Genomic DNA, 26,549 nt, shown 5'->3' with positions numbered 1-26,549 from the left:
GAAATTACGCCGCGGCGGCCTCGGGCTGGTCGACCAGGGCGTCCAGCGCCGGGATCAGGTCGGCGATCAGGTCCTCGACATGCTCCAGCCCGACCGACAGCCGCACCAGGCCGTCGCCGATGCCGGCGGTGGCCCGCTGCTCCGGCGTCATGGCGGCGTGGGTCATGGTGGCCGGGTGGGCGATCAGGCTTTCGACCCCGCCCAGCGATTCCGCCAGGGTGAAGATCTCCAGGCTTTCGACCAGATCGCGCACGGCCCCGGTCCCGCCGGCCAGTTCGAAGCTGAGCATGGCGCCCGGCCCGGCCTGCTGGGCGGCGACCAGGGCGTGGTTCGGGTGCGACTTCAGGCCGGGATAGCAGACCGCCTTGACCGCCGGGTGGGCGTCCAGCAGCTCGGCGATGCGGCCGGCGGTCGCCTGCTGGCGCTCGATGCGGGCGAACAGGGTGCGGACCCCCCGCAGGGTCAGATAGGCGTCGAAGGGCGAGCCGGTCACGCCGGTGCAGTTGGCCCACCAGGCCAGCTGTTCATGATCCGCCGCATCGGCCGAGACGACGGCCCCGCCCACCACGTCGGAGTGGCCGTTGATGAACTTGGTCGTCGAATGGACCACGAAGTCGGCGCCCAGCTTGATCGGGTTCTGCAGCGCCGGCGACAGGAAGGTGTTGTCGCACACCACCTTGGCCCCGGCCGCATGGGCGCGGGTGCAGATGTCGGCCACGTCGACCAGGCGCAGCAGGGGGTTGGACGGCGTCTCGACCAGGACCAGCTTGGGCTTCAGCGCCAGGGCCGCTTCCAGCGCGACGGGGTCGCCCTGATCGACCAGCAGCAGTTCGAAATGGCCCTTTCTGGCGCGGGCGTTCAGCAGGCGACAGGTGCCGCCGTAGCAATCGTGCGGCGCGATCAGCAGGTCGCCGGGCTCCAGCAGGGCCAGCGGCAGATCGACCGCGGCCATGCCGGTGGCGGTGATGACGCAGCCGGCGCCGCCCTCCAGTTCGGCCAGGGTTTCGGCCAGGACGTCGCGGGTCGGATTGCCCGAGCGGCTGTAGTCGTACTTCCGCTTCTGCTCGAAGCCGGCGAAGGAATAGTTCGACGACAGATACAGCGGCGGCATGACCGCGCCGTGCGCCGTGTCCGAATCCACGCCCGTGCGGGCGGCGATCGTGTGCGGGGAGGCGAAGCGGGTCATGCTTTGATGTCCTTGAAGGCGGTGCGGAGGATGTCGCCGACGAAGGCGTCCTCCTTCAGAAAGGCGTCGTGGCCGTAGAGAGAGGGCGCCTCGACGAAGCGCCACAGGGTCGGCAGGCGGGCGGCCAGCTCGCGCATGTCGTCGATCGGCACCAGCCGGTCGGAGGTGAAGCCGATCAGGGTGACGGGGGTCGAGATGGCTTCGGGCGTCACGCTGTGGCGGTCGATCGAATCCGACATCGACAGCCAGCGGGCCGGGGTGGTGTGGGTGCGGTAGGCCTGACCCCGCGCCGTCAGATAATCGCAGATCGGATAGTTGTCGCCGGCCGCGGCGGGGGCGGCGCTGTCGAAACGGTCGTCGAACTCTTCCGCGGTGCGATAGGTGGTCATGGCCAGCTCGCGGGCCAGGGCGACCCCCTCTTCCGGGCGGCCGGCGGCGACCGCGAACTGCAGGATGCGGCGCTGGATGCCGCGCCAGGCCGTCGCCTGCGGATGGGCCCGGTGGGCGGCCGAGACGACGATCAACTGGTCGGCCCGGTCGGGGAACAGCTCCGCGAAGGCCAGGGCGACCATGCCGCCGTAGGAGCAGCCCACGAAGGCGGCCACGCGCTGGACCTTCTGATGATCCAGCAGCAGGGCCAGCAGGCGCGCCTGGTCCTGGGTGGTGATGGTGACGGGCGCGGCCGGGACGCCGGGCTCGGGCTCGGAGCCGGGGGCGAAGTCGAACGACAGGACCTGGAAGCGCGACAGGTCGATCGGGCCGCGCACCGACACGGCGCCCGACCACCAGCCCAGGCCGTTGGTCTCGGTGCGATGCACGAAGCGTCCGGCCGAAATGCCGCCCGCGACCACCACGACCGGGGCGCCGGCGCGGCCGTGGACGCGGCCGACGATGCTGGACTGGTTCAGCTTTTCGCCCGAGGCCAGGCGGAAATCGGCGGGGAGGGGAACGACGACGTCGCGGGCGCCGCCCCGTTCGCGAACCGGCGGAGCGGGCGCGCGCACGGGCGTTTCGGTCGGCTGGGACCGACAGAAGGGCTCTTCGAGCAGGGATGTTTCAGCCAGGGTCATCAATCGTCTTCCGCATCGTCTCGCTCAGCAAGGCTCGATACGGTGACAGATCGTGGGGCATCGCCTCGTCGATGCTCCACTCATCTCTCGCGGCCCAGGGGACCCCGCAGGAGTTGGCACCGTTTCGGGCGGAACCCGATGGTTGCCCCGGCGTCAAAGGGCCTAATCCCTCAGCCGGTCTTGATGAGTGCTTTTAGGGATGGTGCAGGCGGCCGCTTTCGTCAAGAGAAAAATTCAACCCAATCAGCCCCGCGCCTTCGCGCCAGACTGTCCGAAACGGACCATAAACCGCTCCAGATGAAAAAATCGTGCAGAGGGGCTTGACGCCCTGCATCGACCTGCATCACCCTGAGGCAAGATTTCAACCGGATCCCGCCCTGTGCTCCAGCGCTCGATCATCGCCGAAACCCTCGCCGTCGCCGGCCTCGCCGCGACGCGCTTCGGCATGATTATCGGCACCGGTATGACCACCACCACCATGCCCTCGCGGGCGGGACGAGTTTAGCGCGCCGAAATCCGGCCCCGCAGAACCCGAACCCCGCCCGGTCCGCCTGGCGGGGTTTTTCTTTTCACCCCACGCCCTTCACCGAAAAATCCGAGAAACCCCGATGTCCGCCTCCCTCGCCCTGGTCGAAAATCCCGACGCGCCCAAGCCCAAACCCGCCGTGCAGGCCGCGCCCGAAGTCGTGGTGCTGAAGTTCGGCAGTTCCATCCTTCGCAGCCCGGACGACGCGCCGCTGGTGGCCTCGGCCTGCTACGGCCACGTCCGGGCGGGCCGCAAGGTGGTGGCGGTGGTGTCCGCCTTCGCCGGGGCGACCGACCGCCTGCTGGCCGAGGCCCGGGCGCTGGGCCTGCCCCATTCCAACGCCCTGCTGCCGGGCTATGTCGCCCTGGGCGAGGAGAAGTCGGCCGCGCTGACGGCGGTGGCCTGCGACCGGGTGGGCCTGGACGCCTGCGCCCTGTCGGTGCGCGAACTGGGCATCGTGGCGGAGGGCGAGCCCGAGCACGCGCGGCCGTGCGGGCTTCGGGCCGATCACCTGAAACAGGCGCTGGACCGGCACGAGGTGGTGGTGGTCCCCGGCTTCGGCGCGGTGCGCCCCGATGGCCGGGTCGCCCTGCTGGGGCGGGGCGGATCGGACCTGACGGCGGTGTTCCTGGCGGCGGAGCTGGGGCTGAACCGGGTGCGGCTGGTCAAGGACGTGGACGGCCTCTACGACCACGATCCCAACGACAACACCGCCCCGGCCCTGCGCTATCGCCGGGCGTCGTGGGATGTCGCGCGCAAGCTGGGCGGCGCCCTGGTTCAGCACGACGCCATCGACCTGGGCGAACAACGCGGCGTGGAGATCGAGGTGGCGGCCTTGGACCGCGCCGACGGCACGGTGATCGGTCAGAAGTCGGCCCCGCCCGGACCGGCCCCGGCCCTGCCGCCGCTGAAGGTGGCGGTCGCGGGCTGCGGCGTGGTCGGCGGCGGCGTCCTGGGCCGGCTGCTGAACGACCCCCGGTACGACGTGGTCGGCGTGCTGGTGCGCAACCCGGACAAGCCCCGCGACGTGCCCTGTCCGCCCGATCTGTTCACCGCCGACGCCGACGTCCTGTTGTCAAGAAAACCTGACATCGTGCTGGAGGCCCTGTCGGAGGGCGAGGCCGGCCACGCCCTGATCCGCAAGGCCCTGGAGGCCGGCTGCGACGTGGCCAGCGCCAACAAGCAGGCGGTCAGCCGCGATCCGGCCGGGCTGCAGGCCCTGGCCTATCAGAAGGGGCGGCGGGTGTTCTGGTCGGCCTCGGTCGGCGGCGGCTCGCCGATGATCGAGACGGTGCGCGCGGCCCGCGCCGCCGGCGAGGTGGCCGGCTTCGAGGCGGTGCTGAACGGCACGGTCAACTTCATGCTGGAGCGGCTGGTCGACGGCGCCGCCTTCGCCGAGGCCCTGGCCGACGCCCGCGCCGCCGGCTTCGCCGAGGAGGACCCGTCCGCCGACCTGGAGGGGCTGGACGCCGCCGCCAAGGTGCGCCTGCTGGCCTATGAGGCGTTCGGCGTCTCGCCCGACGCCGATGCCGTTCCGCGCGACCATCTGTCGGACCAGACGGAGGCCGCGCCGGGCGTGCGCCAGATCGGCGCCTGCCGCCGCGACGGCGCGGCGCTGGAGCCGTCGGTGCGGCTGACGGCCGACCACGGCGATCCGCTGTTCTCCAGCCTGAGCGGCGAGGGCAATGCGCTGAAGGTCTGGAACGCCGACGGACGGGTATGGCGCTGCCGCGGCCGGGGCGCCGGACGCTGGGCCACCACCGAGAGCATCATGGCGGACCTGGCCGAGATCGTGCGCGCGCGCCGCGCCGACGCCGGGCTAAACTAGCGTATGGCCGTCTTCACCCCCGTCACCCTCGATCAGGCGCAAACCTGGCTGGCCGGCTACGAACTGGGCCGGGCGGTCGAACTGGCGCCCATCGCCGAGGGGGTGGAGAACACCAACTACCGGCTGGAGACCGATCGCGGCCGCTTCGTCCTGACCCTGTTTGAGGGGCGCACGGACGAGGCGTCGCTGCCCTTCTGCCTGGGGCTGACGGCGCATCTGGCCGATCGGGGCTTTCCCGCACCGCGGCCGGTGGCGGATCGGTCCGGGGGCTGGCTGGGGCGGCTGAACGGGCGCGCGGCCGCGGTGATCGAATGGAAGACCGGCGCCTGGCTGCGCCAGCCGTCGCCGGCCGACCAAGCCGCCGCCGGCGCCGTCCTGGCCCGCCTGCACCAGGCGGCCGAGGGCTATGCGGGCCGCAGGAGCAATCCGGTGGGGCCGCCGGCCTGGCGCCGCCTGGCCGACCGCTGCGCCGTCGGCGCCTCGGGCGAGGACCGGCTGCTGCTGGACCGGGTGGAAGGCGCCCTGGCGCGGCTGGGCGATCCGTTCGCCGACGACCTGCCGACCGGCGCGATCCATGCCGACTATTTTCCCGACAACGTCCTGTTCGAGGACGGCGCCGTGTCGGGCGTTATCGACTTCTATTTCGGCTGCACCGGCGCCCTGGCCTATGACCTGGCCATCGCCCTGTCGGCCTGGGGGTTCGATGCGGACGGGCGGGCGACGCCGGACGCCCTGGCCGCCTTCCAGCGCGGCTACGAGGCCGTGCGGCCGCTGAGCGAGGCCGAACGCCAGGCCCTGCCGCGGCTGGGCGAGGCGGCGGCGCTGCGCTTCACCCTGACGCGGCTGCACGACCGCATCTTCCACGACCCGTCCAACCTGGTGACGCCCAAGGATCCGGCCGTCTTCCTGAACCGGCTCGACCACTGGCGCGCCCGGGAGGCGGCCTAGAAGCGGCGCGTGAAGTCAGGCCGTGCGGATCACCCCGCCCGAGGCCGCGACCGGCCACGGCGTCAGCCGTCCCCCCGCGCACGGTCCGCCCCGGCATTCGCCGGTCAGGGGTTCGAACACCGCCCCGTGCCATCCGCACAGGATCAGGGCGGCGTCGGGCGTCAGATAGCGGTCCAGCTCTATCGCCAGGGGAAAGCCCGCGTGGGGGCAGCGGTCGATCCAGCCGGCGACCTGGCCGTCCTTTCGCACCACGAAGCCGTGGAAGAAGGCCTCGCCGATCTGCAGCACGAAGCCGCGCGAGCCCGGATCGGCGATGTCGTCCTCGGCGCACAGGGCCACGCCCGGCGGGGTCTTCCAGACGCGCGGGCGCTCGGCGGGCGCGGCGGGCGCATCCGTCAAATCCGTTCGGCCTTCAGCGGACGCGACAGCAGGGCCTCGATGGCGCCGTCGACCGTCGTCTCTCCGGCCAGCAGGGCGGCGGTGATCTCGGCGATGGGCATCTCCACGCCCAGGCGCGCGGCCAGGTCGCGGACGGCCGGCGCGCTCTCATAGCCCTCGGCCACCGACCGCTTGCCGGCCAGGGCCTGTTCGACGCTCTGCCCCTGGCCCAGGGCCAGGCCCAGGCTCATGTTGCGCGATTGCGGGCTGGAGCAGGTCAGGACCAGATCGCCCAGGCCGCACAGGCCCGCCACCGTCTCGGCCTCGCCGCCCAGGGCCACCGCCAGGCGCGTCATCTCGGCGAAGCCGCGCGTGATGACCGCCGCATGGGCGCTGCGGCCCAGTTGGCGGCCCTCCACGATCCCGCAGGCGATGGCCAGGACGTTCTTCAACGCGCCGCCCGCCTCGGCGCCGATCAGGTCGGTCGCCAGATAGGGCCGGAAGGCCGGCGCCGACAGGGTGTTCAACAGCGCCTCGCCCAGGGCGCCGTCGGCGCAGGCCAGGGTGACGGCGGAGGGCAGGCCGCGCGCCACCTCGGCGGCGAAGCTGGGCCCGGACAGGACGGCGGCGGTCGCCTCGGGCAGGGTCTCGGACAGCACGTCGGTCATCAGCTTCAGGGAGCCGCGCTCGATTCCCTTGGAGCAGAGGACGATCGGAACCTCGGGTCGCGCATGGGGCGCGAAGGCCGCCAGGGTGGCGCGCATGTGCTGGGCCGGCGGCACGGCCAGGATCAGGTCGCAACCCGCCAGCTCGGCCATGTCGGACGTGGCGCGGATGGCGGGATCCAGTTCCACCCCGGGCAGGAAGGCCTCGTTGACGCGCCGCGCGGCGATGCTGTCGATCACCTCGGCCTCGCGCGCCTGAAGCGTCACCGCCAGCCCCGCCCGCGCGCAGACCTGGGCCAGGGCCGTGCCCCAGGCGCCCGCGCCGATCACACCCGCCGTGCGGAATTCCATGGGCCCTCCCAAGCCTTTGTTGACGGTCAAGCCTTTGCGCCCTTGCGCCCGGTTCGGTGCGAAGGATCGGACAAGGCGCGCGCTTCGTCCAGCGGCCATCGCGGCCGGGCGACGACGTCGATGTCGCTGGTCAGCCCCAGCGCCAGCCGCTCGGCCCCGGCCAGGGCGATCATGGCGGCGTTGTCCGTGCAATAGGCCATCGGCGGCGCCAGGAAGTCGAAGCCGTGTCGCGTCGCCGTCGCCTCCAGCGTGCGCCGGATCGTCTTGTTGGCGGCCACCCCGCCCGCGACCACGAACAGCCGATGGTCGTGGGTTTCGGCATAGGCCTGCATCGCCCGTTCGGACCGTTCCGACAGCTGCCGGGCGATGGCGGCCTGGACGGCGTCGGCCAGGTCGGCCTTGTCCTGCTCCGTCTCGCAGGTCTGGGCGACGCGGAAGGCGGCGGTCTTCAGGCCTGAGAAGGAGAAGTCGCAGTCCTTGCGGCCCAGCAGGGCGCGGGGCAGGTCGATCGTCGAGCCGTCGCCCGTTTGCGCCAGCCGCTCCAGCGCCGGCCCGCCCGGATAGCCCAGGCCCAGGGCCTTGGCGATCTTGTCGAAGGCCTCTCCGGCGGCGTCGTCGATGGTGGCGCCGATGCGCCTCATGTCGCCCACGCCGCGCACCTCCAGGATCTGGCAGTGCCCGCCCGAGACCAGCAGCAGCAGGAAGGGATAGGCGACCTCGGCTCCCAGCCGGGCGGAAACCGCATGGCCTTCCAGATGGTTCACCGCGACCAGCGGCAGGCCGCGGGCCAGGCTGACCGCCTTGCCGTAGCCCAGGCCGACCATGACCCCGCCGACCAGGCCCGGCCCCGCCGTCGCCGCCACCCCGTCCAGGTCTGCATGGTCCAGTCCCGCCTGCGCCATCGCGCGGCGGGCGACGCCGTCGATCATCTCCACATGGCTGCGCGCGGCGATCTCGGGCACCACGCCGCCATAGGCCGCATGGTCGTCGATCTGGCTGTGCACGATCGAGGACAGCACCTCGGCCCGGCCGCCCCGCGCCGACGGATGCAGCCGCACCACCGAGGCGGCGGTCTCGTCGCAGCTGGTCTCCAGGCCCAGCACCGTCAGGGGGCGGACATCCCGTCCGGTTGCCGCTGCGGCGTCGCTGCTATAGTCGGCGGACATCTCCATCGGGTCGAGGTAGCGACCCGGCGACCGGCGCGCAACGATCATGACCCTTCCCCTCCGCATCGGCACCCGCCGCTCCAAGCTGGCGCTGGCCCAGTCCGGCATGATGCAGCGCGCCATCGCCGCCGCCCTGGGCGTGCCCGACGACGAGGTCGAGACCGCCGTGCCCCTGGTCGAGATCGTCACCACCGGCGACCGCATCCAGGACCGCCGACTGCTGGAGCTGGGCGGCAAGGCGCTGTTCACCAAGGAGATCGAGGAGGCGCTGCTGGACGGGCGCGTCGACATCGCCGTCCACTCGATGAAGGACGTTCCCGCCGAACAGCCCGACGGCCTGTGCATCGCCGCCATCCCCGAGCGCGAGGACGCCCGCGACGCCTTCGTCAGCCGCGACGTCGCCGCCTTCCAGGACCTGCCGATGGGCGCGCGCCTGGGCACCGCCAGCCTGCGCCGTCAGGCCCAGGCCCTGGCGCTGCGCCCCGACCTGAAAATCGAGATGCTGCGCGGCAATATCGACACGCGCCTGCGCCGCGCGGCGGAGGGCGACTTCGACGCCATCCTTCTCGCGGTTTCGGGCATGCGGCGGCTGGGCGTGGATGCGGCCATTCGCCAGACCCTGTCGCCCGACGCCTTCCTGCCGGCGCCGGGGCAGGGGGCGCTGGCCATCCAGACCCGCGTCGCCGACGTCGACGCCGCGTGGGCGGCCGCCCTGAACCACGCCCCCTCCGCCCTCGCCGTCGCCGCCGAGCGGGGCGCCATGACCGCGCTGGAGGGCAGCTGCCGCACCGCCGTGGGCGCCCATGCGCGCCTGGCCGACGGCGTGCTGCATCTGACCGCCGAGATGCTGAGCCCGGACGGTTCCGCCCGCTGGCGGCGCGTCGGCCAGATCGCGGCGGGCGAAGACCTGGCGTCGGCCGAGGCCCTGGCCGCCGCCCGCGAACTGGGCCTGCGGCTGGGCGCCGAGATACACGCGGCCGCCGGCGACCAGGAAGTCGATCCGGCGACCCTGCCCGGATGACGTCGCGGGCGCCGCGCGTCTGGATCACCCGCGCCGAGCCCGGCGCCGCCCGCACCGCCGCGCGCCTCCTGGCCCTGGGGATGGAGCCGGTGGTCCGTCCCCTGTTGGCGATCCAGACCCTGTCGCCCGAGCTGCCGGACCTGGACGCCTTCGCGGCCCTGGCCTTCACCAGCGTCAACGGCGTGGCCGCCTTCGCCGGCCTCAGCGCGCGCCGCGACCGGCCGGTCTTCGCCGTGGGCGACGCCACCGCCCAGGCCGCCCGCGACGCCGGCTTCGCGCGGGTGGACTCGGCCGACGGCGACCTGGCGGCCCTAGCCCGGCGCATCGCCGCGGGTGCGGCCGGTCCCGTCCTGGCCGCGGTGGCGGAAACGCCGGTCGGCGACCTGGCCGCCGCCGTGCGCCGGGCCGGGGGCGGGGCCACAGTCGGGGTCGGGGTCCAGGCCGTGGCGGTCTATCGCGCCCGGTCGACGGGGGCGGCGCCGCCCGACCTCTTCGACGCGGTCCTGGTCCATTCCCCCCGCGCCGGACGGGCGCTGGCGAACGCGGGCGGGGCGGTGTTCGCCACCGCCGTGATCGCCGCCATCTCCCCGGCCGCCGCCGCGCCCCTGCAAGCCTTGGGGCTCTCGCCTGCCGTGGCCCCCGCCCCGCGCGAAGACGCCCTGCTCGATGTCTTGCAGGCGGCGCTTGGCAAGCGCGATCCACGCGTATAAAGAGCCCCTCTCGCGCGGGCTCGCCCGCCGCACCGGGCCGCTTTAGCTCAGCCGGTAGAGCACCTCATTCGTAATGAGGGGGTCGCGTGTTCGAGTCACGCAAGCGGCACCACCACTCCCACATGGCGACGTTTCTGACGCGCGCGGGCGGGCGTTAAGGTCTTGCTAACCATTTTGTCCGGATCGCGGCGGTAACGTCATGGATTCGCGACGTTTTTTGAACGCAGTCGGGAACTATCCACAGGGGGTGTGGTTAACCGAGTCGTAATGACGGCCGCAGAAGCGGCGCTCCCTTCCAGCAGAGATCCTGATGTTCATCGCCATCGCCCGTCCGGCGGTGGAGCCCCAAGGCCCCGACGCCGTCGCCGTCCCCGGCTCTCCCGCCATCGCCGAACTGTCGCCGCGCGCTTTGCATGCGCGCCTTCTGGAAAACGCCGCCCTGCGCCGAATGCGAGGCGTCGAGCGCCGGCGCGAGCGGCGCTTCGACGACGCCGACTACTGGCTGCACGCGGCGCCGGCGGCCGTCAGGAAGGCCTGCGCCCTGCGCGAGGCGCGCAGCTTCGCCCCGCTGCCGTAGGCGTCAGCGCAGTTCCGGCAACCGGCGCCGCAGCGACTCCCGCAACCGGTTCAGACGGTCGCCCGAGGTGCGCGGGCGCTCGCGCCGCCGCGCCGGATAGCCCTGGCCCCAGCGCGCATGGACCGCCTGCAGCAGGGCGGGATGGCGGTCGTACTGATGCACGATCGGGCTGCGCGTGCCGTCGGGATTGACGATGCGGCCGTCGACGAGGCCCAGGCCGTCCGCGGGGGTCAGGCCCAGGGTGGCGACCCGGCCGTAGTTCGGCACGACGTCCATCTCCATCAGCCCCAGATGGGCGGCCAGGTTGCAGGCGGCCTGGTCGGCCCCGAACGCGCCGCCGATCTCCGAGCGGGGGGTCGCGGCCAAGGTCAGGACCAGCCGGCAGAACCGCATCATCGCCTCGCGCGGCCCCATGACGGTGCCGACGCACAGGCAGGGCGCCGCGGCCAGCTGACGCGCGACGTCCGCCCCGGCCAGGGCGGTCAGGTACTTCATGTTGAAGGCATGCCGGCCCAGGGGCTGATCCGCCTCGACGAAGACCTGAAGGCGCGTCGGCGACGGCTCGAACGGCGGGGCCTGGAAGACGACGTCGCGCACATCGGTGATCAGCACCCCGCGCACGCCGGGCCGCTGGGACAGGAAATGATCGAAGGCGGCGAACCGCTGCATGACCGGATGGGGGGACCAGCCGTCCACGCACGGCGGCGCGACGGCCTCGACGCCGGCCTCTTCCAGCAGGGCCCGGACATCGTCGCGCGGATCGACGACCAGGGCCGCCGGGCCCGAGAAGACGCTGCGCAGGGAGCGGACGAACGGCGCGATGTCGGCCGCGTCATAGCCGGTCGCATAGCCCAGGACGAGGTCGCCCTGGACCGACAGGTCCGGCGCGCCCGTGGGACGTCTCAGCGCCTGGGCCAGCCAGCCCAGATAGGCCGATCTGGCGCCGACGCCGCTCACCGGACGGCGGGCGCCATCAGTTCGGCGAAGCGGTCGAACAGATACAGGCTGTCCGTCGGCCCCGGAGAGGCCTCCGGGTGGTGCTGGACGCTGAAGATCGGCTTGTCCTTGACGGCGATGCCGCAGTTGGTGCCGTCGAACAGGCTGACGTGGGTTTCGGTCACGGCGTCGGGCAGGCTGTCGCGGTCCACGGTGAAGCCGTGGTTCATCGACACGATCTCGACCTTGCCGGTGGTCAGGTCCTTGACCGGATGGTTGGCGCCGTGGTGGCCCTGATCCATCTTCACCGTCCGGGCGCCCAGGGCCAGGGCCAGCATCTGGTGGCCCAGGCAGATGCCCATCAGGGGCTTGCCGCTGGCGACCAGCTTCCTGATCTCGGGCACGGCGTATTCGCCGGTCGCGGCCGGATCGCCGGGGCCGTTCGACAGGACCACGCCGTCGGGATTGCGGGCCAGCACCTCTTCGGCCGTGGTCGTGGCGGGCACTACGGTGACCTTGGCGCCGGTGGAGGCCAGGGCGCGCAGGATGTTGCGCTTCACGCCGTAGTCGATGACCACCACGCTCTTGCCGCCGGCGACGGTCGGATAGCCTTCCGGCCAGTCCCACACGCCCTCGTTCCATTCGAAGGCCTGGAGGGTGGAGGCGGGCTTGGCCAGGTCCAGGCCGACCAGGCCGGTCCAGTCGCGCGCCTGGGCGACCAGGGCGTCCAGGTCGAACTGCCCGTTCGGATCATGGGCGATGACGGCGTGGGGCGCGCCCTTGTCGCGGATCAGTTTCGTCAGGGCGCGGGTGTCGACGCCGGCCAGGCCGACCACGCCGCGCCGCTTCATCCAGGCGTCGAAACCAGCGTCTGCGCGCCAGTTGGCCGGATCGGTCGGGACGTCGCGGAAGATCGCGCCGCGCGCCGAGGTGTCCGAACCCCCGCCCATCTGTTCGACGTCCTCGACGTTCGCGCCGACATTGCCGACGTGCGGGAAGGTGAAGGCCAGGATCTGGCTCATGTAGGAGGGATCGGTCAGGATTTCCTGATAGCCGGTCATGGCGGTGTTGAAGACCACCTCGCCCAGCGCCGAGCCGGTCGCGCCGACGCCGAGACCCTGAAACACGGTTCCATCGGCGAGCACGAGGACGCCTGTCGCGCCCGGAAGGATCTTCGTCGTCATGGGCGCGCTCCTACACCGAATCCGGGCCCAAAATCAGGCGAACGGCAAACGGCCGGGTCGTTATAGACCCGACGCCCCCGGGTCAATGCATCGGCGGGCGGCGTCAGCCCTGGTGCAGGACGGTCGAGCCGGCCTCGACGACCAGGGTCTGGCGCGTGCTCAGGGCGCCGCCGCGCTCCGAAACCCGGTCCAGCACCTTGAAGCGCGTCGTCCAGCGGTCGGGCGCCACCTCGCACACGACATAGCCGCGCTGGTTGTTGGTGAACGTCAGCTGCGGGTTGGCGGCGGTGAAGCGGTCGTAGTCCGCCCGTCGGTCGGCGCCGTCGCCGCCCGAGCTGATGGAGGTGGAGACGAACTCCACCGCCGTCGCCGGCCCCTGGGGATCGCGGCCGTCGACCCACAGGCCGCCGGCGTAGTTCTGATGCTCGTCGCCGGTCAGGACCACGACATTGTCGATCCGCCGCTCCTTCAGGTGACGCAGCAGGCGCGCGCGGGGCACGCGATAGCCGGCCCAGCTGTCCGGGTTGACGCCGAAGCCGCCCGAGGTGTCGCGGTTCAGGTCCATCACCATGACCTGCTGGGCCAGCGCCTTCCAGCGCGCCCGCGACCGGTCCAGGTTCGTCAGCAGCCAGGCCTCCTGCGCCTCTCCCAGGATCTGGGCGGCCGGGGCGTCCAGGCCTTCGCAATGGGCGTTGTAGCGGTCGTCGCACGGCTGGTCCGAGCGGAACTGGCGCGTGTCCAGGAAGGTCACGTCCAGCAGGGTCCCGTACTGGGCGCGGCGGTACAGCTGCATGGCCGAGCCGCGCGGGAAGGCGGACTTCCGCATCGGCATGAATTCGTAGAAGGCCTGCATGGCGGCGGCGCGGCGCAGCAGGAAGACCTCGGGCGGGACGCCGTCCTGGTCGATGTCGCCGACCCAGTTGTTGTCCACCTCGTGGTCGTCATAGGTGCAGAACCAGGCGGCCGAGCCGCGCGAGGCCTGCAGGTCCGTGTCCATCAGATATTGGGCGTAGCGGCGGCGGTAGTCGTCCAGGCTGTAGATCTCGCCGCCGGCGTGCACGCGCGTCGCGTCGCGGGGTCCCTGCCAGCTTTGGGCGAGGGGATTGCCCCGGCCTTCGTAGATGAAGTCGCCGTAGCAGAAGATGAAGTCCAGGTCCTCTGCGGCCAGGTGGCGGTGGGCGGTGTAGTAGCCCGCCTCGTAGTTCTGGCAGCCGGCGACGCCGAAACGCGCCGAGGCCAGGTCGGCGCCGGCGGCCGGCGCGGTCTTGGCCACGCCGACGCCGCTCCGTTCGGTCCCGCACAGGAAGCGGTAGAAGTAGGGGCGGGCGGGCTCCAGCCCCTCGACCTCGACATGGACGGAATGGCCCAGTTCGGGCCGGGCGATCGCCTCGCCCGAGCGGACCACGGTCCCGAAGCCGCGGTCGGCCGCGACCTCCCACTTCACCGCCACCGGCGCGGCCGGCATGCCCGAACCATAGGCCAGCGGGTCCGGCGCCAGCCGCGTCCAGATGACGAAGCCGTCGGGCAGGGGATCGCCGGCGGTGACGCCCAACCGGAACGGATTGGTCTCGAACACCGCCTGGGCCAGGGCGGGGCCGGTCGGCGACAGCGCCAGGCCGCCGCCGAAGGCGCCCAGGATCGAACGGCGGGAAAGGTTCAGGCGCATGGCGGGCTCCGACTAGGGTGACGCCGCCCTAGCGCCGGATCATGACACGGGTGTTGCGGTCCGCCGCGCCCGGAGCCGCAGCCGCATCGGCTCGCGGCTTCGCAGGGTGATCTGGTGGACCGGCCGGGGCTCGTCGCGGACGACCGGCTCGACCTGCGCCACGCGCAGGATGGCGGCCAGGGCGATCATCGCCTCCTGCATCGCGAAGGCGGCGCCGATGCAGACGCGCGGCCCGGCGCTGAAGGGAATGTAGGCGTAGCGGTCGATGGCCTTGCGGTTCTCGGGCAGGAAGCGTTCGGGCCGGAAGGCGTCGGGGTCGTCCCACAGCAGCCGGTGCCTCTGCAGGATCCACGGCGAGATGATGACGGTGGCGCCGGCGCCGATCCGCTGGCCGCCGATCTCGTCCTCGGCCAGGGCCTTGCGGGCCATGGTCGGCGCGGGCGGGAACAGGCGCATCGTCTCCTCCAGCACCGCGCGGGTCCACGGCAGGCCCTCGGCCCATTTCGGATCGGACACGTCGAAGGCGTCCGCCTCGGCCTGGAGGCGCGCCAGATGTTCAGGCTGGCGCGACAGCAGGTGCAACGTCCAGCCCAGGGCGCGCGCCGTCGTCTCGTGGCCCGCCAGGATGAAGGTCAGGATGTTGGCGGCGACCTCCTCGTCCGACAGGCCCGCCCCTTGCGAACCGGGGCCGCCGGTCTCGTCGCGCGCCAGCAGCAGGGCGCTGAGCAGGTCGTCGGGGGCGGGGGCGCCGGTCTCGATCCGGGCGCGACGCGCCTCGACCAGGCGGGTGACGCGCTGCTCGAAGAAGCGGGCCGAGCGGACGCTGGCCAGGCGACCCAGGCGGGGCGCCCAGTCCGGCGCGCCCAGCACGTCCAGCGGATCGATCCGCGCGCCATTGGCCAGGAACTGGTTCAGCGCCCGCTCGAACCCCTTGGCCTCGCCGCCCAGCTCGTCAGAGAACATGGTCGCCGACAGGATGTCGAAGGTCAGGCCCGACATTTCGGAATCGACGTCCAGCACCCGCCCGCGCGCCGACAGGGACCAGCCGGCCACGCGCGCGGCGCAGACCTCGGCCATGCGCGCGTTCAGGGTCGCCATCCTGGCGGGGGTGAACAGGGGCGCCAGGATGCGGCGGGCGCGGCGCCAGGTCTCGCCCTCGGTCAGCAGCAGGCCCTCGGCCAGCATCGGCCCCAGCACCCGGCGCTGCAGGTCGCCCTTGACGTAGTTGGCCGCGTTCTCGGTCAGGACGTGGCGCACGCCGGCGGGGTGGCTGACCACCAAGATCTCGCCGAAGGCGCTGTTCCCATGCAGTTGCGGCTCGTCGAAATGCCGTTCGGACCACATGCGGATCGGATCGCGCCAGCTGATCCACAGGAAGGGCAGCAGCGCCAGGGGCTTGCCCGCCCGCCGGGGCGGGATGGCGGGTCGGAAGACGGTGTCGGCGGTCGCGTCCATTCTGGCGATCCTGTTCGAAGGCGCCGGTTCAGGCCGACGCGTCGTTCCTGAAACGGTCGATCTGATGCATCCGTTCATGCAGGATGGTCACGATGCCCACAGCCCCGTCCGAAAGTCGGCGCCAGTAGATGTAGTGCCGCTCATGGCGGGTGTAGAAGCCGTCGACGCCGAACTCCGCCGGAACCGCGCGTCCGATCCGATGTCCAGCCGCGATGTCCTCGAACGCGGCGAAGAGGTCGTGGATATAGCGGTCCGCCTGGGCCTCGCCCCAGGCGTCACGGGTGTAGGCGTGAATTTCTCTGAGGCGGCGCTCGGCCGTCGCCGAAACGCGAAAGCCGGCCATCCGCTAGGCGCGCCCACTGCCGGCGATGACGGCTTGCGCGTCCAGGGTACGATAGTCGGCGTCGGGCGCGTCGAACGCGCGGGTCAGTTCGGCCCTGAGGCGTTCGAACCGCTCACGTTCCACCCGTTCGTGGTCACGACGGATCAGGTCGCGCACATATTCGCTGACGTTCTCGTAAGCGCCGTCCTGGCCCACGTTCGCCGAGACGAACTCGCTCAACGGGCCGCTGATGCGGACGTTCAGAGTTTGAGACTTGGACATGAGGCGCCTCCTGTCCTCAATATGAGGATTATCGAGGACGCGGCAAGTTCAGCCCTGCGCTTCGATCCAGCCGGGCATCCAGCCTTCATGCCATTCGCGCAGGTGCGTGACGGGGATGCTGAACAGTTCGCCCTTGTCGCCCCTGGAGGCGAAGGCGTCCCCGCCCGCGCGGCCGACGACCGAGGCGTGGAGGCCCGCCGCCTGAGCCTGGGCGATCAGGGCGTCGGGATCGGACACGGCGACCAGGTAGCGGGCCTGGTCCTCGCCGAACAGGAAGATGTGGGCGTGGGTCGCGCTGGAGGCGTCAAGCGTCACGCCGACGTCCGACGCCAGGACCAGGTCGGCCGCGGCGCCGATCAGGCCGCCGTCGGACAGGTCGTGCACAACGGTCAGGTCGCCGGCCTCGATCAGGCCGCGCACGAAGTCGCCGGTCTTCTTTTCCAGCTTCAGGTCGACGGGCGGCGGGGCGCCGTCCTCGCGGCCCAGGACCTCGCGCAGATAGATGGAGGCGCCCAGTTCGCCGTGCGTCTGGCCGATCAGGACCAGCGCATCGCCTTCGGCCATGGTCGAAAAGCCGGTGACCACGTCGTAGTTGGGCAAGAGGCCCACCGCGCCGACGGTCGGGGTCGGCGGAATGGCGACGCCGTTGGTCTCGTTGTAGAGCGACACATTGCCCGACACGACGGGGAAGGACAGTTCGCGGCAGGCCTCGGCCATGCCGTCGATGGCGCGCACGATCTGGCCCATGATCTCGGGCCGCTGCGGATTGCCGAAGTTCAGATTGTCGGTGATGGCGATGGGGCGGCTGCCCACGGCGGTCAGGTTGCGCCAGGCCTCGGCCACCGCCTGCTTGCCGCCCTCGTAGGGGTCGTTCTGGACGTAGCGCGGGGTGCAGTCCGAGGTGACGGCCAGGCCCTTGTCCGTGCCGTGGACGCGCACCACGCCGGCGTCGGCGCCGGTGGCCGAATCCTGCAGGGTGTCGGCCATGACGTGGCGGTCGTACTGCTCCCAGATCCAGCGCTTGGAGGCCATGTCGGGGCAGGCGACGACCTTCATCACCGCATCGGCCCAGTTCTCGGGCGCGGGGATGTCGGAATGGTTCAGCTTCGGTTGCAGCTCGGGCTGGACCCAGGGACGGTCATAGAGCGGCGCGTCGTCGAACAGCGGCGCCAGCGGCACGTCGCAGACGGTCTCGCCGTGATGCTTCAGCACCAGACGGCCGGTGTCGGTGGTCATGCCGATGACGGCGGCGTCCAGACCCCATTTCTGGAAGATGCGGTGGCCGTCTTCCTCGCGGCCGGGCTTCAGGACGGCCAGCATCCGCTCCTGCGACTCGGACAGCATCATCTCATAGGCGGTCATGCCCTCCTCGCGCTGGGGCACGGCGTCCATGTTCAGTTCGATGCCGACGCCGCCCTTGCCGGCCATCTCCACCGAGGAGGAGGTCAGGCCCGCCGCGCCCATGTCCTGGATCGCGGCGACGGCGCCCGAGGCCATCAGCTCCAGCGTCGCCTCGATCAGCAACTTCTCGGCGAAAGGGTCGCCGACCTGCACGGTCGGGCGCTTCGATTCCGACTCGTCGTCGAACTCGGCCGAGGACATGGTCGCGCCGTGGATGCCGTCGCGGCCGGTCTTCGATCCGAAATAGACCACCGACAGGCCCGCCGAGGGCGCGGCCGAGTAGAAGATGCTGTCGGCCCGGGCCAGGCCCACGCACATGGCGTTGACCAGGATGTTGCCGTTGTAGCCGGCGTGGAAGTTGGTCTCGCCCGCCACGGTCGGCACGCCGACGCAGTTGCCGTAGCCGCCGATGCCCGAGACGACGCCCTTGACCAGACGTTTGGTCTTCTCGTGGCCGACGTCGCCGAAGCGCAGCGCGTTCAGCAGGGCCACCGGCCGCGCGCCCATGGTGAAGACGTCGCGCATGATGCCGCCCACGCCGGTCGCCGCGCCCTGATAGGGCTCGATGAAGCTGGGGTGGTTGTGGCTCTCCATCTTGAAGATGCAGGCGTCGCCGTCGTCGATGTCGATGACGCCCGCGTTCTCGCCCGGCCCGCAGATGACGCGCTCGCCGGTGGTCGGGAACTTGCCCAGGTGGATCTTGGACGACTTGTAGGAGCAGTGCTCGGACCACATGACCGAGAAGACGCCCAGTTCGACCTGGTTGGGCTCGCGCCCCAGCCGGTCCAGGACGACCTGGTATTCGTTCGGGGCCAGGCCGTATTCGGCGGCCAGTTCGGCCATCGATTTTTCGGGGGACTTCTGCGGAGCGCTCATGGGCGGGGCTTCTAGCCGCAGATCGGCCGAATGTCAGCCTCGCGCGTGCAGGGGCGGAACATCCGGCGGGCCGAGCGATTGATTCCGGCGAAAGGAACCCGCCATGACCCAGCCCGAGATCGAACCGAACCCCCTGACGCCTTCTCCTGAGACGCCGCAGCCCGAGCCCAGCGCGCCGGGCGTTCCGGCCGACACCCCGACGGAAATACCTCCGGGAAGCCCCGCCGAGTTCCCCGAAACCAACCCGCCCGGCGGCGGAGCCGAGATCGCGGCCGACGACGCGGGCGCCTCGGCGCTGGCCGAGACGGCTCAGAAGGAGGCCGGCCGATGACCCGCAGCCCCAACGGCGTCGCGCCCACGCCGGCCGACGGCCAGCAGATGGATCGTTCCGACGATCCGGAGATCAGCGCCGCCCTGGACGAGATCGCGCCTGACATGGCGATGGACAGCCGTCGTCAGCATCTGACCGGCTCGGCGACGGGCGTCGGCAGCGTGGGCTTCGAGGAGACGGGCGCCTTCGATGTCGGCGACGGAGAGACGCCGGACGGGTCGGACGAACCCTAAACCGCCCGTTCGACGCCCGGCTTCAGCCGGAAGGCCAACAGGACGCCGCCGACCAGCAACAGCACGGCGCCGGCCAGGGCGGTGAAGGCGACCGCCGGCTTTTCCCCCTGTTCGGCGACGAAGGCGCCCAGCAGGCCCCACGCCGTCGGCAGGGGATAGGCCAGGGTCCGCAGCGCCGCGGCGACCGCCAGCGCCCCCGCCGTCGTCGCGACGATCGCCAGTATGGCCCAGCCGCTGGGCGCCAGCACGTCCGGCAGCGCCTGGAAGGCGGTCAGGGTCGTGATCAGGTTCAGCGGCGCGGCCACCGTCAGCCAGCCGGCCAGCGCCGCCAGCGGCCACAGAACCAGCAGGCGGTCGCGTTCGAACCGGCCCAGACCTCGCGCCAGGGGCGCCACGGCCAGCAGCGGAACCACCAGGGCGATCAGGCTGGCAAAGATCACCGCGACGCTGGCCGCCTTCAGGTTCAGGGCCGCGACCACGATCCACAGTCCGATGCCGAAGAAGGCCACCGCCGACGGCCAGCCCAGGCGGCGGATCATGTCGCTCTCGCCGGTCTGCGGCAGGGCCTGGCGCACGGCGTAGGCCAGGACGCCCAGGTAGATCAGGCCCCAGATCGAAAAGGCGTAGCCGGCGACGCGCAGGGTGGAGTTTCCGTCGGCGGCGAATTCGGCCTGGCTCAGGCCCAGGCCCGCGAGGTTCTGCACCAGCGGGACCACGACGGCGAAAACGGCGGCGGCCAACACCACCAGGCGGCGGGTGCGCTGGGCGGGCGTGGGGCGGATGATCGAGGACATGAGCGGCTCCGGTCCGGCGCGTCGTCACGCCTGGCTTGGCAATACGCGCGGACGGCGCGCTTGGTTCACGTCCTGGCGCTCCGACGGATTCCGGCGAGGCGCGGCCGGTGCTAGGATCGGGTCGATCCTCGGTTCGGAGCCGCCGTGAAACCCTTCTACGCCCGCCTTGCGATGGCGGCCCTGGCGGCCGTAGCGGGTCCGCCCGCCGGCGTCAGCCAGGCCCAGGACGGCCCCGCGCCGGTTGCGCCAAGCCCCGACGCCGCGGCGCTGCAACTGGCCTGGGCGCGCGTGCGCGCCGCCCTGACGCCGGCGCAGCAGGCCCTGGAGGTACGCCGTTTCCTGGAGGTCGTGCGCGCGCGCGGGCCGGGCCGCACGCTGGAGGTGGACATGCGCGATCGGGCCTCGGGCCGCGCCGTCCCGCTGGACGATCCGTCGATCCTGCAACGGCCGCAGGCCTATCAGGCGACCGTGGTGCTAGACGGCCGCTTCTACGAGTTTCAGCCCCTGTCGCGCGCCAGCCTGGAGCCGCTGGTGACGCGCTGACGGAACCGGCGCGGGCCCGACCGGTTGTCCCTGCATCATCACAGGAGACACGCCATGGCCGACGCCCCCAAGGAAACCCCGACCTTCCAGACCGACGAGGTCAAGGCCAACCTGGCCATCGAGGCCGGCCAAGGCGTGGGCGCGCGCGAACTGGCCGCCCAGCGCGATCCCGGCGGCGTCAACACCGCCGACGAGGACGAGGAACTGGAAAACGGCGTCGCGGTCCAGGCCGGCGACAAGGACCAGTTGGACGAGAACGTCAGCGTCCAGGGGCTGGACAACGCGGGCTAGCGCAGCTCGAAATTCACCGAGAAGCTGATCATCCGCCCCGCGAGGTCGGCGCCGCTGGCGGCGGCCTCGTCGGTCAGCGCCACCCTCGCCCTTGGCAACGCCCGCTCCACGGCGCGGCCGAGATTGTAGCCGCGGGGCACCTCGCTCTCGGTCTGGCAGTCGCTCAGCGACCCGTCGTCTTTCGTCAGACAGGTCAGCACCACATAGCCCTGGTTGGGCATTCGGCCCCCCACCGGCGCGGGGAAGCTGGGGCGCGGCGCGGCGCGCCACTGGATGAAGGCGGGCAGGCCGTCCTGGCCGTTGCCGTCCACCTCATCCACCCCCGCCATGCGGGGATCGACCAGGGGGCGGCCGCAGGCGTTCAACGTCTGCTCGATGGCGGTGCTCGACGGCTCGATGTCCATGACGTAGCGGGTGCGCCTGCCCCCTTCTTGTTCCGGGGGGACAATGATCTGGAGTTCGCCGCCGGCCGCCAGATCCCGGGCGACCTGGGCCGGAATCCGGCTGAAGGCGACGGATTGACTCGTTCCGACGCTCCAGACGCTGGTCTTGGACTCGCCGCCCTCGCCGACCTGAAACGCCAACTCCCGTTTGACGCCGCGAACCTCGGGCAAACCTTGGACAATGAGGTCGTACACCCCGTCCTGGCACCGCGAGACCAGGTGAAGGCCATTGGTGAAGCTGATCGTGGCGACGACGGTCTTCGCCTCCGGCAGGCGCGTCAGCACCCAGTCGCTGGCGTCATCCTGGCTCCAGGCGGCCGTCGGGGTCGCCATGGCGAGAGCGAGAAGCAGAGGGAGGATCGGGCGTGACATCACCTCATTCACCCCAACGTCAGATTGTCGTCAAGCCGCCGCGTAGATGCTCCGGAACAGGGTCGCGCCGTCGGCGGAGCCCAGTTCGGCCTCGAAGGCGCGGTCGGGGTGGGGCATCATGCCCAGCACGTTGCCGCGCGCGTTCTGGAGGCCCGCGATGTCGTTGACCGAGCCGTTGGGATTGTCGACGTAGCGGAACACGACCTGTCCCTCGCCCTCGATCCGCGCCAGCGTCTCGGCGTCGGCGAAGAAGTTCCCGTCGCCGTTGCCTTGCGTCATGATCACCTCGCGCTGGCCCTGATAGCCGGCGGTGAAGCGGGTCTGGCCGTTGGCGACCGTCAGGCTGACGGGCTTGCAGACATATTTCAGGCCGGCGTTGCGCAGCAGGGCGCCCGGCAGCATCCCCGCCTCGCACAGGATCTGGAAGCCGTTGCAGATGCCCACGACCGCCACGCCGTCGTCGGCGGCCTTCTTCACCGCCTGCATCACCGGCGACTGGGCCGCCATGGCGCCGCAGCGCAGATAGTCGCCGTAGGAAAAGCCGCCGGGAATGACGATCAGGTCGAGACCCGCGGGCAGTTCCGTCTCGGCGTGCCAGACCATCTTGACCGGTTCGCCGGTGGAGCGTTCGACGGCGACCTTGCAGTCGCGATCGCAGTTGGATCCGGGGAAGACGATGACGGCGGCGCTCATGGCGCGGGCCTCTAGCACCGTTTTCGGCGAATGTCAGGCCGTCGCCGCGCGGCGTCCGGTCAGCCAGGCGACGACGAAGATCGCAAAGCCGCCCAGGGACAGGCCGACGCCCACCCAGGCCGTGGAGGTCCAGCCGTATCCCGCCGCGATGGCCATGCCGCCCAGCAACGGGCCGATGGCGTTGGCGGTGTTGAAGGCCGAGTGGTTCAACGCCGCCGCCAGGGTCTGGGCGTCGCCGGCCACGTCCATCAGCCGGGTCTGCAGCACCGAGCCCAGCCCGCCGCCGCCGCCGATCAGCAACACCACCGCCAGCACGGCCCACAGGTTGGACGCGGCGAAGGGATAAAGGGCGAGGGCCGCCGCGCTCCAGAGCAGCAGGCCGCCGGCGGCCTTGAAGCCGACGTGGTCCGCCGCCCAGGCGCCCAGAAGGTTTCCCGCGAACATGCCGACGCCGAACACGGCGAACACCCACGGCATCACCTCCGGCCCCACGCCGGTCACGGCTTGCAGGGTCGAGGCCAGATAGGCGTAGACGGCGAACATCCCGCCGAAACCCACGGCGCCGACGCCCAGCGTCAGCCACACCTGCCCGCGCTTCAGCGCCCCCAGCTCGCGCAGGGGACTGGCGTCCGGGTGGGCCGGATCCCGCGGCGCGAACAGGGCCACCAGCGCCATGGTCACGATCGCCAGGGCCGCGACGATGGCGAAGGTCCAGCGCCAGCCGTGGGCGTGGCTGATGACGTTCACCACGGGGACGCCCAGCACCGTGCCGACCGTCAGGCCCATCAGGATGGTGGAGACCGCGCGGGTGCGGAAATGCAGCGGCACGACCGAGGCCGCGACCAGGGCGGCGACCCCGAAATAGGCCCCATGCGGCAGGCCGCTGAGGAAGCGGAACACCAGCATCCAGCCGTAGGTCGGGGCCAGGGCGCTGAGGCCGTTGCCGATGGCGAACAGCGCCATGAAGACGATCAGCAGCACCCACCGCGGCAGCCGCGCGCCCAGCACGGCCAGGATGGGCGCGCCCACCACCACTCCGGCGGCGTAGGCGCTGATGACGTGGCCGGCGGTGGGGGCGTCGACGCCCAGGCCGGCGGCGAAGTCGGGCAGCACGCTCATGGCCGCGAACTCGGTCACGCCGATGGCGAACCCTCCCATGCCCAGGGCGATCAGGACCAGGGCCACCTGTCCGACCGACAGCGGCTGGGACGTCAGGGCGTCGGAATCGACGACGGCGCCGCTTGCGGCCATGGGAAATCCGTGGGGAGGAGGGGAGGGATGTTGCGCTGCAACATAGGCCCTCGCCCCGCTCGATCAACCGCTTCAGCTGCGGTTTTCGTAGGTCGCCGTCAGCGAGGCCTTGGCCAGGGTGTGGAAGTGCAGGTTGAAGCCGAACACGGCGCCGGAATCGTCGGCGGTGACGTCCAGCGCCTCCACGTCCACGGCGAAGACGGTGAAGATATAGCGGTGCGGGCCGTGGCCGGGCGGCGGGGCGGCCCCGCCGAAGCCGGGCTGGCCGTAGTCGGTCCGGCCCTGAACCGCCGCCGTCGGCAGGTCGCCGCCGGGAGAGCCGGCGCCGGTCGCCAGTTCGGTCACGTCGGCGGGGATGTTGGCGACCGTCCAGTGCCAGAAGCCGGACCCGGTCGGGGCGTCTGGATCATAGCAGGTGACGGCGTAGCTCTTGGTCCCCTCCGGCGCGCCGGACCAGGCCAGGTGCGGCGAGGTGTTTCCCTTGGCGTGGACCTGCGCATCGGGCAGGACGCCGCCGTCGGTGATGTCCCTTGAGGTCAGGGTGAAGGTCATCGGCGTCTCTCCTTTTCGTGATTCTGAAGCCTAACGAGCGGGGTCGCCGCGACGTTGCGCGGCCATCCGTCACCCGCTGCGCATCGGATACGGTCAAGCCGAGCCCGGAGGGCGCGGCAAGGGCCCGCGCGCCTGCACGGGCGCGCTTTATTTCGAACGCGGTCGCGCCGGGACGGGATCATCCCGGCTTGTGAAGCAGGCGCGCGGCCTGTCCGGCTTCGGCCAGCAGGCGAACCGCCTGGACATCGAAGGACACGAAGGTCTCGCCGCCCAGCCATCGACCCTCATGGGCTATGACGCCATCGGCGAAATCGCCCCCGGCCTCAAGCACCGCCAGGCCGGCCTCCACAGCGGGACGGTCGGTCGCCACGTTGCGCAAATCGACGATCCGGCGGATCGCGCCTGCGATGTCGTCGCGCGACGCCCGATACCCGCGCGCCATCACCCAGGCGAACTCGCACAGGGACAGGACGCTGACGGCGACGACATCGGCCGATTCCAGAACTTCGAGCGCCAGCTGTTGCTGAGCTTCGTCGTCGCCCGTCACCGCCCGCAGCAGGACATTGGTGTCGAGGGCGATCCTCACGTGCGCCCGGCGTCCGCCCCGGCCTCGGCGGTCAGCGCGGCGATCTGCTCGATCGTCAGGCGGGCGCCGTTCGTCCGCCCCTTCATGAAATCGGCGAGTTCCCGCCAGGAGCCCTGAGGCTGATCGGCGCTGAGTTCGGCCCGTCCATCCGGCAACAGGTCGAGCCGCACCTTCTGGCCCGGCTGAACGCCGAGATGCTGCAGCACCTCCTTGCGGAAGGTCACCTGGCCCCGACTGGTCACGGTCAGCGTCGTCATGGCGACAATGTAATGCAAAACTGCATTACGCGCAATCGAGGCGCGTCAGGCCGTCTCGATGCGGTAGCCCTCGATCACCGTGTTGGCGAGCAGCTGTTCGCACATCTTCCTGGCCTCGGCCTGCGGGTCCTCGACGCCGGCCAGGTCGAATTCGATCAGCTTGCCGACGCGGGCGTTGGAGACGCCGGTCCAGCCCAGGCCCTGCAGCGCGCCCTCGACGGCCTTGCCCTGGACGTCCAGCACGCCGGGCTTGAGGAAGACGTGAACCTTCACCTTGCTTGAAGCGGTTGGGGCCATCAGTGCAGCCCCCCCTGGATGACCGTCGGCATGCCCTTCATGATGCCCAGGCGGCGCGCGACCTCGGTATAGCTTTCGATGACGTTGCCCAGGTCGCGGCGGAAGCGGTCCTTGTCCAGCTTCTCGCCGGTGGCGGCGTCCCACAGGCGGCAGCTGTCGGGGCTGATCTCATCGGCCAGGATCACGCGGCTGAAGTCGTTTTCCCAGATGCGGCCGAACTCGATCTTGAAGTCGACCAGGGTGATGCCGACGGCGCCGAACATGCCCGACAGATAGTCGTTCACCCGCACCGTCATGGCCAGGATGTCGTCCAGCTCCTGGGTCGAGGCCCAGTTGAAGGCCGTGATGTGCTCTTCGGTGACCATCGGGTCGTTGAGCTCGTCCTTCTTGAGGTAGAATTCGATGATCGAGCGGGGCAGGGCGGTGCCCTCCTCGATCCCCAGCCGCTGGCTCATCGAGCCGGCGACGATGTTGCGGCACACCACCTCCAGCGGGATGATCTCGACCTCGCGGATCAGCTGCTCGCGCAGATTCAGCCGCTTGATGAAGTGGTTGGTCACGCCGATGCCGTTCAGGCGCGACATGATGAATTCGCTGATCTGGTTGTTGATGACGCCCTTGCCTTCCAGGGTCGCCTTCTTCTGCGCGTTGAACGCGGTGGCGTCGTCCTTGAAGTACTGGATCAGGGTGCCGGGCTCGGGTCCCTCGTACAGGATCTTGGCCTTGCCCTCGTAGAGCTTCTTGCGCTTGGTGTTCATCTCAGGTCCGCCTGCGCTCGCCAGAAACAAAAATCGCGCGACCCAGAGCGGATGGGAAAACCCGGTCTCGGCGGCGCGTTTCGGAATCGGTCGGGCTGGTAATCTCGGTTCGGCGTCTCCTTAGCCGAAGCGGGCACGCGATACAAATCAAGGCGAGAGCGACGACCGGACATCGCGCCTCACCCTGCGCAAGTCAGGTTGCGTTCAGGCGGAAGGGGGCTATAGACGGGCGCTTGCTCCGGCGGGATCGGGGCGTACGGAGCTTGCTGAGCGAAATGACGACCTTCGACGATCGGGAACAGGCCTTCGAAGCCAAGTTCGCCCTCGATCAGGAGCAGGAATTCCGCGCCACCGCCCGGCGCAACAAGATGCTGGGCCTGTGGGCCGCCGAGAAGATGGGCCTGTCGACCGACAGCGCCGACCAATACGCCGCCGCCGTGGTCCGCGCCGACATGGAGCAGCCGGGCGACGAAGACGTCTTCCGCAAGGTCGCCGGCGACTTCAAGGCCTCGGGCCTGACCGTTTCCGAAGGCGAGCTGCGTTCCAAGATGGACGAGTTCGCCTCGATCGCCCGCGACCAGATCCGCGCCGGCGAATGAC

General features: G+C 71.0%; 32 protein-coding genes, 1 tRNA gene and 1 riboswitch. Of the genes, 12 read left to right on the top strand and 21 right to left on the bottom strand.

Translation table 11 applies throughout. The features are described from left to right. Nucleotides 1–4: 4 nt before the first annotated feature. Together metB and metX are read right to left on the bottom strand one after the other, a co-directional pair. The gene (metB, locus tag M8231_RS12345) at nt 5–1,186 is read right to left on the bottom strand and encodes a cystathionine gamma-synthase (protein WP_250201557.1); all 1,182 of its coding nucleotides are present in this window, start codon (nt 1,184–1,186) and stop codon (nt 5–7) included. Then, nucleotides 1,183–2,256: a homoserine O-succinyltransferase MetX gene (metX, locus tag M8231_RS12340; protein ID WP_250201556.1), complete on the bottom strand. Its 1,074-nt coding sequence runs from the start codon at nt 2,254–2,256 to the stop codon at nt 1,183–1,185. The genes metB and metX overlap by 4 nt, the downstream gene beginning before the upstream one ends. A gap of 77 nt (nt 2,257–2,333) precedes the next feature. Next, nucleotides 2,334–2,446, bottom strand: a riboswitch (SAM riboswitch). Nucleotides 2,447–2,635: 189 nt separating this feature from the next. Between metX and M8231_RS16940 the strand changes: the two genes are divergently transcribed. The 3 genes from M8231_RS16940 to thrB all read left to right on the top strand — a co-directional run bounded on the left by M8231_RS16940 (nt 2,636) and on the right by thrB (nt 5,558). Continuing rightward, nucleotides 2,636–2,761, top strand: a complete 126-nt coding sequence (locus M8231_RS16940; protein WP_283843605.1) for a hypothetical protein — start codon at nt 2,636–2,638, stop codon at nt 2,759–2,761. Between the two features lie 103 nt (nt 2,762–2,864). Beyond that, nucleotides 2,865–4,610 (top strand): amino acid kinase family protein, encoded by a 1,746-nt coding sequence (locus M8231_RS12335; RefSeq protein WP_250201555.1) that lies wholly within the window; start codon nt 2,865–2,867, stop codon nt 4,608–4,610. Nucleotides 4,611–4,613: 3 nt separating this feature from the next. Then, nucleotides 4,614–5,558, top strand: a complete 945-nt coding sequence (thrB, locus tag M8231_RS12330; protein WP_250201554.1) for a homoserine kinase — start codon at nt 4,614–4,616, stop codon at nt 5,556–5,558. 15 nt (nt 5,559–5,573) lie between these two features. Here the strand turns inward: thrB and M8231_RS12325 are convergent, their stop codons facing one another. The 3 genes from M8231_RS12325 to tsaD are packed head-to-tail and all read right to left on the bottom strand — an operon-like array spanning nt 5,574 to nt 8,118. Further along, nucleotides 5,574–5,957 carry a Rieske (2Fe-2S) protein gene (locus M8231_RS12325; RefSeq protein ID WP_249749692.1) on the bottom strand — a complete coding sequence of 128 codons (384 nt, stop codon included), beginning with the start codon at nt 5,955–5,957 and terminating at the stop codon, nt 5,574–5,576. Continuing rightward, nucleotides 5,954–6,952, bottom strand: coding sequence for an NAD(P)H-dependent glycerol-3-phosphate dehydrogenase (locus M8231_RS12320; protein WP_249749693.1), 999 nt, complete (start codon nt 6,950–6,952; stop codon nt 5,954–5,956). Before M8231_RS12320 ends, M8231_RS12325 begins: the two co-directional genes overlap by 4 nt. 26 nt (nt 6,953–6,978) lie before the next feature. Continuing rightward, nucleotides 6,979–8,118 (bottom strand): tRNA (adenosine(37)-N6)-threonylcarbamoyltransferase complex transferase subunit TsaD, encoded by a 1,140-nt coding sequence (gene tsaD / locus M8231_RS12315; RefSeq protein WP_249751941.1) that lies wholly within the window; start codon nt 8,116–8,118, stop codon nt 6,979–6,981. A 46-nt stretch (nt 8,119–8,164) separates the two neighbouring features. Here tsaD and hemC point away from each other — a divergent pair, with 46 nt between their 5' ends. From hemC to M8231_RS12295, 4 genes are all read left to right on the top strand, one after another. Beyond that, nucleotides 8,165–9,139, top strand: a complete 975-nt coding sequence (gene hemC, locus M8231_RS12310) for a hydroxymethylbilane synthase (protein WP_249749694.1) — start codon at nt 8,165–8,167, stop codon at nt 9,137–9,139. Further along, nucleotides 9,136–9,849, top strand: a complete 714-nt coding sequence (locus M8231_RS12305) for a uroporphyrinogen-III synthase (protein WP_250201553.1) — start codon at nt 9,136–9,138, stop codon at nt 9,847–9,849. The genes hemC and M8231_RS12305 overlap by 4 nt, the downstream gene beginning before the upstream one ends. 36 nt (nt 9,850–9,885) lie before the next feature. Then, nucleotides 9,886–9,961, top strand: a tRNA-Thr gene (locus M8231_RS12300). Nucleotides 9,962–10,159: 198 nt separating this feature from the next. Continuing rightward, entirely contained in the window at nt 10,160–10,426 is a 267-nt protein-coding gene (locus M8231_RS12295) for a hypothetical protein (RefSeq protein ID WP_249749696.1), read from the top strand. Between the two features lie 3 nt (nt 10,427–10,429). Here the strand turns inward: M8231_RS12295 and M8231_RS12290 are convergent, their stop codons facing one another. From M8231_RS12290 to purL, 7 genes are all read right to left on the bottom strand, one after another. Beyond that, the gene (locus M8231_RS12290) at nt 10,430–11,383 is read right to left on the bottom strand and encodes a hypothetical protein (protein ID WP_250201552.1); all 954 of its coding nucleotides are present in this window, start codon (nt 11,381–11,383) and stop codon (nt 10,430–10,432) included. Continuing rightward, entirely contained in the window at nt 11,380–12,546 is a 1,167-nt protein-coding gene (gene carA, locus M8231_RS12285) for a glutamine-hydrolyzing carbamoyl-phosphate synthase small subunit (protein WP_249749699.1), read from the bottom strand. The genes M8231_RS12290 and carA overlap by 4 nt, the downstream gene beginning before the upstream one ends. A gap of 103 nt (nt 12,547–12,649) precedes the next feature. Then, a complete protein-coding gene (locus tag M8231_RS12280; RefSeq protein ID WP_249749700.1) occupies nt 12,650–14,212 on the bottom strand; it encodes an alkaline phosphatase D family protein in 1,563 nt (520 codons plus the stop codon). A 39-nt stretch (nt 14,213–14,251) separates the two neighbouring features. Beyond that, nucleotides 14,252–15,667 carry a cytochrome P450 gene (locus tag M8231_RS12275; protein WP_249749701.1) on the bottom strand — a complete coding sequence of 472 codons (1,416 nt, stop codon included), beginning with the start codon at nt 15,665–15,667 and terminating at the stop codon, nt 14,252–14,254. A 28-nt stretch (nt 15,668–15,695) separates the two neighbouring features. Then, nucleotides 15,696–16,010 carry a type II toxin-antitoxin system RelE/ParE family toxin gene (locus tag M8231_RS12270; protein WP_249749702.1) on the bottom strand — a complete coding sequence of 105 codons (315 nt, stop codon included), beginning with the start codon at nt 16,008–16,010 and terminating at the stop codon, nt 15,696–15,698. A 3-nt stretch (nt 16,011–16,013) separates the two neighbouring features. Further along, entirely contained in the window at nt 16,014–16,271 is a 258-nt protein-coding gene (locus M8231_RS12265) for a ribbon-helix-helix domain-containing protein (RefSeq protein ID WP_249749703.1), read from the bottom strand. Nucleotides 16,272–16,319: 48 nt separating this feature from the next. Next, on the bottom strand, nt 16,320–18,548 hold the full coding sequence (gene purL, locus M8231_RS12260; protein WP_249749704.1) for a phosphoribosylformylglycinamidine synthase subunit PurL: 2,229 nt from the start codon (nt 18,546–18,548) through the stop codon (nt 16,320–16,322). A gap of 103 nt (nt 18,549–18,651) precedes the next feature. Between purL and M8231_RS12255 the strand changes: the two genes are divergently transcribed. Next, nucleotides 18,652–18,879 carry a hypothetical protein gene (locus M8231_RS12255; protein WP_249749705.1) on the top strand — a complete coding sequence of 76 codons (228 nt, stop codon included), beginning with the start codon at nt 18,652–18,654 and terminating at the stop codon, nt 18,877–18,879. After that, a complete protein-coding gene (locus tag M8231_RS12250; protein WP_249749706.1) occupies nt 18,876–19,112 on the top strand; it encodes a Tat pathway signal protein in 237 nt (78 codons plus the stop codon). Before M8231_RS12255 ends, M8231_RS12250 begins: the two co-directional genes overlap by 4 nt. On the opposite strand, the gene M8231_RS12245 is transcribed toward M8231_RS12250, so the two are convergent. Continuing rightward, nucleotides 19,109–19,906, bottom strand: a complete 798-nt coding sequence (locus M8231_RS12245; protein ID WP_249749707.1) for a hypothetical protein — start codon at nt 19,904–19,906, stop codon at nt 19,109–19,111. The genes M8231_RS12250 and M8231_RS12245 overlap by 4 nt on opposite strands. 144 nt (nt 19,907–20,050) lie before the next feature. Between M8231_RS12245 and M8231_RS12240 the strand changes: the two genes are divergently transcribed. Both M8231_RS12240 and M8231_RS12235 read left to right on the top strand, forming a co-directional pair. After that, complete coding sequence (locus tag M8231_RS12240) at nt 20,051–20,449, top strand: hypothetical protein (RefSeq protein WP_250201551.1); 399 nt, start codon at nt 20,051–20,053, stop codon at nt 20,447–20,449. Between the two features lie 54 nt (nt 20,450–20,503). Continuing rightward, entirely contained in the window at nt 20,504–20,740 is a 237-nt protein-coding gene (locus M8231_RS12235) for a hypothetical protein (RefSeq protein WP_249749709.1), read from the top strand. On the opposite strand, the gene M8231_RS12230 is transcribed toward M8231_RS12235, so the two are convergent. The 8 genes from M8231_RS12230 to purC all read right to left on the bottom strand — a co-directional run bounded on the left by M8231_RS12230 (nt 20,737) and on the right by purC (nt 25,949). Then, nucleotides 20,737–21,555, bottom strand: a complete 819-nt coding sequence (locus M8231_RS12230; protein ID WP_250201550.1) for a hypothetical protein — start codon at nt 21,553–21,555, stop codon at nt 20,737–20,739. The genes M8231_RS12235 and M8231_RS12230 overlap by 4 nt on opposite strands. A gap of 30 nt (nt 21,556–21,585) precedes the next feature. Then, nucleotides 21,586–22,248, bottom strand: coding sequence for a phosphoribosylformylglycinamidine synthase subunit PurQ (gene purQ / locus M8231_RS12225; protein ID WP_249749712.1), 663 nt, complete (start codon nt 22,246–22,248; stop codon nt 21,586–21,588). 33 nt (nt 22,249–22,281) lie between these two features. Next, nucleotides 22,282–23,499 (bottom strand): MFS transporter, encoded by a 1,218-nt coding sequence (locus M8231_RS12220; RefSeq protein WP_249749713.1) that lies wholly within the window; start codon nt 23,497–23,499, stop codon nt 22,282–22,284. Between the two features lie 72 nt (nt 23,500–23,571). After that, nucleotides 23,572–24,051 carry a YbhB/YbcL family Raf kinase inhibitor-like protein gene (locus tag M8231_RS12215; RefSeq protein ID WP_250201549.1) on the bottom strand — a complete coding sequence of 160 codons (480 nt, stop codon included), beginning with the start codon at nt 24,049–24,051 and terminating at the stop codon, nt 23,572–23,574. 178 nt (nt 24,052–24,229) lie between these two features. Continuing rightward, complete coding sequence (locus M8231_RS12210; RefSeq protein WP_249749714.1) at nt 24,230–24,637, bottom strand: type II toxin-antitoxin system VapC family toxin; 408 nt, start codon at nt 24,635–24,637, stop codon at nt 24,230–24,232. After that, nucleotides 24,634–24,894 (bottom strand): AbrB/MazE/SpoVT family DNA-binding domain-containing protein, encoded by a 261-nt coding sequence (locus M8231_RS12205; RefSeq protein ID WP_249749715.1) that lies wholly within the window; start codon nt 24,892–24,894, stop codon nt 24,634–24,636. The genes M8231_RS12210 and M8231_RS12205 overlap by 4 nt, the downstream gene beginning before the upstream one ends. 45 nt (nt 24,895–24,939) lie before the next feature. Next, nucleotides 24,940–25,191, bottom strand: coding sequence for a phosphoribosylformylglycinamidine synthase subunit PurS (purS, locus tag M8231_RS12200; protein ID WP_249751942.1), 252 nt, complete (start codon nt 25,189–25,191; stop codon nt 24,940–24,942). Beyond that, on the bottom strand, nt 25,191–25,949 hold the full coding sequence (purC, locus tag M8231_RS12195) for a phosphoribosylaminoimidazolesuccinocarboxamide synthase (protein ID WP_250201548.1): 759 nt from the start codon (nt 25,947–25,949) through the stop codon (nt 25,191–25,193). Before purC ends, purS begins: the two co-directional genes overlap by 1 nt. A 275-nt stretch (nt 25,950–26,224) precedes the next feature. Between purC and M8231_RS12190 the strand changes: the two genes are divergently transcribed. After that, entirely contained in the window at nt 26,225–26,548 is a 324-nt protein-coding gene (locus M8231_RS12190) for a DUF1476 domain-containing protein (protein ID WP_249749716.1), read from the top strand. Nucleotide 26,549: the final 1 nt, after the last annotated feature.

This window comes from Brevundimonas albigilva (assembly GCF_023573565.1).
GTDB classification, from domain to species: Bacteria; Pseudomonadota; Alphaproteobacteria; order Caulobacterales; family Caulobacteraceae; genus Brevundimonas; species Brevundimonas albigilva.
This window is presented reverse-complemented; position numbering and strand designations above follow the sequence as displayed.